The sequence below is a fragment of the Longimicrobiales bacterium genome, from assembly GCA_035764935.1.
In the GTDB taxonomy this organism is placed as follows: domain Bacteria; phylum Gemmatimonadota; class Gemmatimonadetes; order Longimicrobiales; family RSA9; genus DASTYK01.
In genome coordinates this window covers 1-7954 of the sequence record DASTYK010000023.1, presented here as the reverse complement: position 1 = coordinate 7954, position 7954 = coordinate 1, and the positions used below count along the sequence as shown (strand labels likewise).

7 protein-coding genes are annotated in these 7954 nt (G+C 68.9%); 5 read left to right on the top strand and 2 right to left on the bottom strand.

Features of this window, described 5'->3' with window-relative positions:
• Nucleotides 1-367 precede the first annotated feature (367 nt).
• On the bottom strand, nucleotides 368-1531 hold the full coding sequence (locus VFU06_01620; GenBank protein HEU5208082.1) for a YbdK family carboxylate-amine ligase: 1164 nt from the start codon (nucleotides 1529-1531) through the stop codon (nucleotides 368-370).
• A 148-nt stretch (nucleotides 1532-1679) separates the two neighbouring features.
• Here VFU06_01620 and VFU06_01615 point away from each other — a divergent pair, with 148 nt between their 5' ends.
• The 5 genes from VFU06_01615 to VFU06_01595 all read left to right on the top strand — a co-directional run bounded on the left by VFU06_01615 (nucleotide 1680) and on the right by VFU06_01595 (nucleotide 7680).
• Complete coding sequence (locus tag VFU06_01615; GenBank protein HEU5208081.1) at nucleotides 1680-3509, top strand: tyrosine/phenylalanine carboxypeptidase domain-containing protein; 1830 nt, start codon at nucleotides 1680-1682, stop codon at nucleotides 3507-3509.
• A complete protein-coding gene (locus VFU06_01610) occupies nucleotides 3491-4552 on the top strand; it encodes a hypothetical protein (GenBank protein HEU5208080.1) in 1062 nt (353 codons plus the stop codon). The genes VFU06_01615 and VFU06_01610 overlap by 19 nt, the downstream gene beginning before the upstream one ends.
• Nucleotides 4553-4766: 214 nt before the next feature.
• Entirely contained in the window at nucleotides 4767-4997 is a 231-nt protein-coding gene (locus VFU06_01605) for a FeoA family protein (GenBank protein ID HEU5208079.1), read from the top strand.
• Nucleotides 4998-5007: 10 nt separating this feature from the next.
• Complete coding sequence (gene feoB, locus VFU06_01600) at nucleotides 5008-7044, top strand: ferrous iron transport protein B (protein ID HEU5208078.1); 2037 nt, start codon at nucleotides 5008-5010, stop codon at nucleotides 7042-7044.
• A gap of 24 nt (nucleotides 7045-7068) precedes the next feature.
• A complete protein-coding gene (locus VFU06_01595) occupies nucleotides 7069-7680 on the top strand; it encodes a DedA family protein (GenBank protein HEU5208077.1) in 612 nt (203 codons plus the stop codon).
• Between the two features lie 6 nt (nucleotides 7681-7686).
• On the opposite strand, the gene VFU06_01590 is transcribed toward VFU06_01595, so the two are convergent.
• Nucleotides 7687-7954: hypothetical protein (locus VFU06_01590; protein ID HEU5208076.1), on the bottom strand; the 268-nt coding region annotated here is incomplete at its 5' end.

Below are 7954 nucleotides of genomic sequence, written 5' to 3'. Positions count from 1 at the left end.
TGTGCGTTTCGGGGGATCTTACGGCGGCAGGGCGGTTTCGGCGAGCGCTGTCGCCTCGCGCGGTTGCGCGGCACCCTGCAACGCGCAAGGCGTGGGTGGCACGACGCGCGGTTGTCGCCTCAGCAGGCCTGGTGCCCCATGGCGCTACAGACGTCGGTCGGCAGGTCGGGCGAGTGGCGTCTCATGGGGCCTGGTGCCCCACAGCGCGACAGGAAGGGCAAATCGCTGCGACGGTTGGCGCGGTGGGGGGCAGCCCCGGGCAACCGGCAACCGGATGGCCGCGGGTACCGCAACCCCGGCAGCCCGGGCGCGGATTCCCGCGAGCACCGCACCCCCGGAGCCCAGACACGACCCCGCATGCCCGGGCCTACCGCGCCAGCGAGAACTCGCCGTTGACGTCGTCTCGCCGCACGGCACGGCGGTCCATTCCGATGCCCGCGCGTGTTTCCTCCACCGCCCAGCGGGTGACCGTCAGCAGGTCCCGCTCCTGCTCGAACAGCGCCCGCAGCCGCTGCGCCGCGCTGCCGCGCGCCAGGATCGCCGCAATGCCTTCCAGTGCGTGTGCGTCGCCGACGGATTCAGCGATGGGCGCGACCAGGTCGAGCAGCTCGTGCAGCGAGGCGCGGACCGTCACCCGCGCATCCGAACGGTCCGGCGCCACCAGCTCGGCATCCAGCCCGTCGCGCGCAGCGGTCCACTCGTTCTCGCGCAGGACGACGTCGTGCAGGGACTCCGGCAGCGAAGCGGCCGGGTCCGGCAGCCGGTCCTCCGCAGCGGCGATCACGAGCGCGCGGGCCAGCACCGCGATCGAAACCGCATCGCCGATGCTCGGGCAGACGTCGCAGACGCGCAGCTCCACTGTCGGATAGCGCGGACTGGGTCGGATGCTCCAGTAGACCGTCCGTTCGTCGGGGATCATCCCGCTGCGCAGCAGCAGGTCCATGAACTGCCTGTGCTCGGCGGCGGATGCGAAGTGCGGCGGCACGCCACTCAGGGGGTAGCGTCGCCACATCATCGTCCGGATCGACGCGTAGCCCGTATCCTCGCCCGCGTGGAAGGGCGAGCTGGCGGCGAGCGCCAGCAGGTGCGGCGTCCAGGCGCGAATCCGGTTCATCAGCGCGATCCGGTCGAGGCCTTCCGGCACCGCGACGTGCACGTGCATGCCGCAGATGTGGTCGAGGCGCACGATGTGCCGGAACCGCTCGAACAGCATGGCCGAGCGCTCCGACTGCGCCAGCTCGTGCCCCTTCCACCCGCTGATGGGATGGGTGCCGAGGGCGAGGAGGTCGAGATCGACGGCGGCGGCAGCGGCAGCGGCCTGGAAGCGACGTTCGCGCAGCCGCTCCATCAGCTCGGCCCCGTCATGACACACGGGCGTTCCGATCTCGACGAGCGTTTCCTGCGCTTCGCCGATCACTTCCCCGCTCCGGTCCGTTTCCAGTACGACCGCGCCTTCGCTGCGCAGCTCGCCCGTAGCCGGATCCACGAGCAGGTACTCTTCCTCGACACCAAGGGTGAACTGCTCTCGCATCGTGCTCACTGGTAGGGTCAGTGCCGGCAGTGACGCGCCGGGCTCGCGATTGCACAGGCAACTACCGCACCGCGAAATCGTCCCGGTGGCGAAGTCCTTGCGCATGGCCGTCCGCGAGAGGACCGGAACGGACCGCAAAGACGGGGACATGACGCGCGGAGAACTGCAGCAGGTCGGATTGGATGCGGGGCGCTACACGCTCGCGGGCGGAGGCACGCTCGTGCTCGAGCCCGCGCTGCCCTACCTGCTCGTGTACCGCGAGCCGCCCGACCGCAGCGACCCCGGAACCGCACGTCTGATCGCCGGCGAGGCCTCCTGGCTCGCGGCGCGCAGGGGGGACGCGGAGGAGGCGCGTGAGATCGCGCGCAGGGTTGCGCACGACGGCTCCGCCGAGCACGGCGCGTTTCTCGTCATCGAGGTCTGGGCGTCACCCGACCCGGACGCACGCCGGTTCGTCGTGCGCGCGCCCGCGAAGCCGGCTCCGGAAACGTCCGCCCGGCTCGTACGCGCGCTCGAGTCGGTCGCCGCTCTGCGCCCCGGCCTGGACGTCACCATGCAGGCCAGCGACGAGCGCCATCCGCCCGGCATGCCGGCGCTGTTCACGGTGACGGAGTCGTGGCAGCGGGAAGTGCTGCTGCTCGGCCTCGAAGTGCCACCCGTCTTCCGGGATCCACAATCAGGGACAGTCTACCCGCGCTTCCTGCGACAGCTGCGCCGCGCGCTTTCGCAGGCGCTGCGCAAGTCGATCTACGAGTTCGTCCGCGTCCAGACGTCGGCGGAGGTGACGCACCACCTCGGGCTCGGCGCACGCTCGCTGCCGGACGTCGCATGGAGCATCGACCGCGCGCTGTGCACGATCGAGCGTTCCTTCGACGTGCTGCTGCTCACGGCCCCCGTGAATGAGCCGGAGGCACGCACGCGCTTCGAAGCGGATGCGTACGCGCGCGAGCCGCAGTTCAGCTACCGGCTGCTGCCCGTGGACCCGGATCTTCTCAAGCGACAGCTGTTCGCGCTGCAGATGGAGGACATCGACGACCCCGCGATCGCCGATCTCTACCAGGACAAGCGGAGCGAGCTGGACACGCTGCTCACCATGATCGGTGAGCGCGGCTCCGATGATTTCCGCTTCAGCAGCCAGCGCCTGTACGGCACTGTATCCGACTCACTGCTCGACGCCGCCCGTGACCTGCTCGCGACCGTGCCCACCGCGCGACGGCGCGCGCGCACGACCGTCGACGCCCGTGCGTTCCGCGATCGGGCAATCGCAGAGCTCGACCATTACCGCACGCGTTACCCTCCGCTGGCGACCACCGCGGAGATCCGGCCGGACGTGAGCGGCCTGATGGTGTCGCGTGGCAACCTGCTGATCGGGCAGGATCTGCGGCTCGACCCCGCCCGCGTCACGCCGCTGCTCCACCACGAGGTGGGCACGCACGTGCTCACGTACGTGAACGGCAGCGCGCAGCCGCTCGAGCAGCTCTCACTCGGCCTCGCCGGCTACGACGAGCTGCAGGAAGGCCTCGCCGTGCTCGCCGAGTACCTGGCAGGCGGACTCGACCGCACACGCATGCGACTCCTCGCCGCGCGCGTCGTCGCCGCACGATCGGTCGAGGACGGCGCATCCTTCGTGGACACGTTCCGCCTGCTGTGCGACGAGCACGGCTACACGCCGAACGGCGCCTGGCACATCACGCTGCGCGTGCATCAGTCCGGCGGCTTCACGCGCGACTTCATCTACCTGCGCGGGCTCATCGAGCTGCTCACACTGCTGCGCAAGGGTGTGCAGCTCGAGTCCCTGTACATCGGCAAGATCGCGCAGAAACACATCCCGATCATCCGGGAGCTGCGTTACCGCCGCATCCTGCGCGACCCGCCGCTCAGGCCGCGCGTGCTGGAGGACAGCGCGGCACGAGAGCGACTGGATGCGCTCCGCAGCGGCATCACCCTGACGGAGATGATATGCCCCGAGGCAGAATGACCATCGGCGTCGTCGTGAACGACGTCGATACCGAGGTGCCCGCCGCCGCCACGACCGTGATCGCACGGGCGATCGCGCGCGCCGGCCACACCGTCTACATGATCGGCGTCGGTGAGTTGACGTATCATTCGGACGGCCGGATATCCGCCGTGGCACGCAAGGCGCCCCGCGGCGGGGCCGAAAGGCAGGAGGCGTTCCTCGCCGCGATCCAGGGAGCCGACAAGCCGCGCACCACCATCCAGACCGAAGATCTCGATGTGCTCTACCTGCGCTACAATCCGGTGGAGCAGCTCGCGAACCGGCCGTGGGAAGTCGATGCCGGCATCGTATTCGGCCAGATGGCCGTGCTGCACGGCGTCATCGTGCTCAGCCACCCGCACACGCTCTCGTATGCGGTCAACAAGATGTACCTCGAGCAGTTCCCGGAGTCCGTACGGCCACGCTCCATCATCACACGCAACTACGACGAGGTGCGACGCTTCTACGACGAGCAGAAGAAGCGCATCGTGCTCAAGCCGGTGCGCGGCTACGGCGGACAGGACGTGTACCTGCTCGACCGCGACGACACCAACATGAAACAGATCGTCGAATCACTCTCCCGCTCCAGCTACATCATCGCGCAGGAGTATCTGCCCGCCGCACGCGATGGCGACGTCCGCCTGTTCCTGTTCAATGGCAAGCCGCTGATCGTCGACGGCAAGTATGCCGCACTGCGCCGAGTCAACGCGGAAGGAGATTTTCGCAGCAACATGACCGCCGGTGGCAAGCCGGCCAAAGCAGAGATCACACCCCGCATCCTCGAGATCGCCGAGGCCGTCCGCCCGCGACTCCTCGCCGACGGCATCTTCGACGCCGGCATCGACATCGTCGGCGACAAGCTGGTAGAGATCAACGCGATCAGCGCAGGCGGACTCAACGCCGCCGGCAGGCTGGAGGGCGTGGACTTCGGGCCGGCCGTCGTCGAGCTGATCGAGCGCAAGGTCGAGTACCGCCGCCGCTACGGCCAGCAGCTCAGGAACCGGGCGCTGGCCGTCATGGACTAGGCCGCCCGGGCGCCCGGCCCACGCGGGCCCTCGCCGGTAGGGCAATCCACCACATCGCTGTCGCGGTCGTCCCTTGACGCTCGGCCCTTCGGCCGCCACCTTGGTTGAGAACGATTCTCAAACTCTCGGTCGCATGCAAACGCTCGTCCGCCGCTTTGCGGCTCAATTCCGACGGAACCGGACGCGCCTCACCGCCACGGTGGACGCGGCCTCGATGACGCTGCCGGATGTCCCGCTGCGGCAGACGGTGGAGCTGGTCAGCATCGACCTGCCGGCGGACGAGGTCGAGCCGTTGCTGGAGCGCGGGATCCTGCCGGGCTGCCGGATGTGTCCGGTGCGCCGCTCGCCCTCGGGTGACCCGATCCTCCTGGTCGACGGGCTGCTGATCGCGGTGCGCCGCGAGACGGCGGGCTGTCTCTGCGTCAAGCTCACGGCCGAGGCCTGAGCCGTCTGGCATGCCGGGCACCGCCGAGCTCCGCTCCGGGGCCGCCGGACCGCCGGCTGCCACCCCGACCCCGTCTCCTGCCCGATCGCCGCTGGTCGCCCTGATCGGGCCGCCGAACTCCGGAAAATCCACGCTGTTCAACCGGCTGACCGGATTGCGCCAGAAGGTGGCCAACTATCCGGGCGTCACGGTCGAGAAGAAGCTGGGCGACGTCCACCTCGGTGATCACCGCTCCGTAACACTCATCGACCTTCCGGGCCTGCACGGCTTCTCGGCGAAGTCGCTGGACGAGCGTGTCACGCGCGACGCGCTGGCCGGGCGACTGCCCGGTCTGCCGTCTCCGGACGCAGTCATCCTGATCGTGGACTCCACGCGCCTGGAGTCGCAGCTCATGCTGGTCGAGCCGGTGCTGGAGGCGGGGCTGCCGACGCTGCTCGTGCTGAACATGGCGGACGAGCTGGCGGCGGGCGGCGGCCAGGTGAACGAGCAGGATCTGGCCGAGCAGCTCGGTCTCGAGGTCGTATCCGCCTCCGCACGCAGTGGCCAGGGCGTCGACCGTGTGCGCGCGTTCCTGGAGCGCGTGGAGGTGCGGACGTCGCATCCCGGTGTCGGGGCGACGGACATGCCCGAAGCGACTGACGCACCGGCGAGCAACGTCGTCACGCCGGGCGCGAATGGCAGCGCAGCGCCGGATGCAAACGGCGGCGTACACCCCGATGGCCTCGGGGCACAGTCACCGCGCCGGATCGATCTGCCGGTGGTGGACGTGTTCGTCACGCGGCGCGGGCGTGTGCGCATTGCGACGCAGCGGTCGGGCTACGTCGCGCCGGCGAGTCCGAAGCTGACGGACCGGCTGGACTCCGTGCTGCTGCACCGCATTGCCGGTCCAGCGATCTTCGCGGTGCTGGTCGCGCTGGTCTTCCAGGCGATCTTCGCGTGGGCCACGCCGCTCATGGATGGCGTGGAAGCTCTGGTCGCGACGTCGGGTGAGTGGGCTCGCGCGCTGATGCCGGACACCTGGTGGCGATCGCTGCTGGTCGACGGCGTGTGGATGGGCGTCGGCAGTGTCATCGTGTTCCTGCCACAGATCCTGATCCTGTTCTTCTTCCTCGGCCTGCTCGAGGATTCCGGGTACATGGCGCGCGCGGCCGTGATTGCGGACCGCTCGATGCACCGCGTCGGGCTGCAGGGACGCGCGTTCCTGCCGCTGCTTTCGGGCTTCGCCTGCGCGGTCCCGGCGATCATGGCCGCACGCACGATCCCGGACGAGCGTGATCGGCTCGCCACGATCTTCGTCGTGCCGTTCATGACGTGCTCGGCGCGCCTGCCGGTGTACGCGATGCTGATCGCCGCGTTCATTCCCGAGCGGCCGCTGCTCGGGCCGTTCCTGGGCACGCGCGCGGCGACGCTGCTCGGCCTTTACCTGCTCGGTGCGACGGCGGCGGTGTTCACGGCGTTCGTTCTGAAGGGCACGCTGCTGCGGGGGCGGGCCGCCCACTTCGTGATGGAGCTGCCGCCGTACCGCATTCCGACGCTGCGCTCCATCCTGCTGCGCCTGCTCGACCGCAGCCGCGTCTTCCTGATGCGCATCGGCCGCATCATCCTGGGTGTCACGGTGGCGCTCTGGGTGCTGATGCAGGTGCCGCGTGTCGGCGGCGAGGCGCCGCCGCTGGAGCAGAGCGCGCTGGGCCGTGCAGGACACGTGATCGAGCCGGCCATCGAGCCCCTGGGCTTCAACTGGAAGATCGGCGTCGGTCTTATCTCCTCGCTGGCCGCGCGCGAGGTGATCGTCGGCACGCTCGGCACGATCTATGGTGTCGAGAACGCCGATGAAGGATCGATCGAGATCCAGGACTCGCTGAAGCAGGATCTCGACTTTGGTGGTGCGGTGGCCCTCCTCGTCTTCTTCGCCTTCGCGCTGCAGTGCATGTCCACCATCGCGACCGTCAAGCGCGAGACCGGCGGCTGGAAGTGGCCTGCGCTGCAGTTCGGGTATATGCTCGTCCTGGCGTACATCGGCGCATACGCCGCGAACGCGATCTTCTAGCAGTCCTCTCCGGCCGGAGCCGGAATGCGGGATTTCATCATCGAGGTCGTACGCAGCACCGGCGCCTGGGGCATCGGCGTGCTCATGGTGCTGGAGAACGTGTTCCCGCCCATTCCGTCCGAGCTGGTCATGCCGCTTGGCGGCTACCTGACAGCAGGCGGTACGCTCTCGTTCTGGCCGGTCGTGATTGCAGGCTCGCTCGGCTCCCTGGTCGGCGCGAGCTTCTGGTATTACATCGGTCGAAGGATGGGGAAGGAGCGCCTCGCCGAATGGGCGGGCAGGCATGGCGCATGGGTCGCAATGACGCCGGACGACATCGAACGTGCGGCCGGCTGGTTCCAGCGGCACGGCCATGCCAGCGTCTTCTTCTGCCGCATGCTCCCGTTTCTCCGAACGGTGATCTCCGTGCCTGCGGGCATCACCGGCATGCCGCTCGCCCCGTTCCTGTTCTATTCGGCCCTTGGCACGTTCGCATGGACCGCTGCCCTCACGCTCGCCGGCCGGCTCCTCGGTCGGCAGTTCCCCGAGATCGAGAACGTCCTTGGCTACGTCTCCTGGGCGATCATCGTCGCCGCGGCTGCCTGGTACGTGTACGGGGTCGTGAGGGTGAAGCGTGTGCAGCGCGCGCAGGGATGAGTCTGCTCAGCCTGCGACCTGCGCCATCATTGCACGCACGTGCTCCAGCTCGTCCTCGTTCACCGTGTGCCCCATACCGGGGTAGATTCGCGTCGTCACATTCGCGCCCATGGCCGTGAGCACGCGGTCGGTTTCGTGAACGCGCTCGACCGGTATGTGAAAGTCGGGATCCGAGCTGCCGAGAAAGACCGGAGTTCCGCCCAGTGAGCCGCTGTAGTTCCGCGGAGTGCCCTCCGGGCCGATCAGGCCACCGGTCAGAGCGACGATGCCGCCG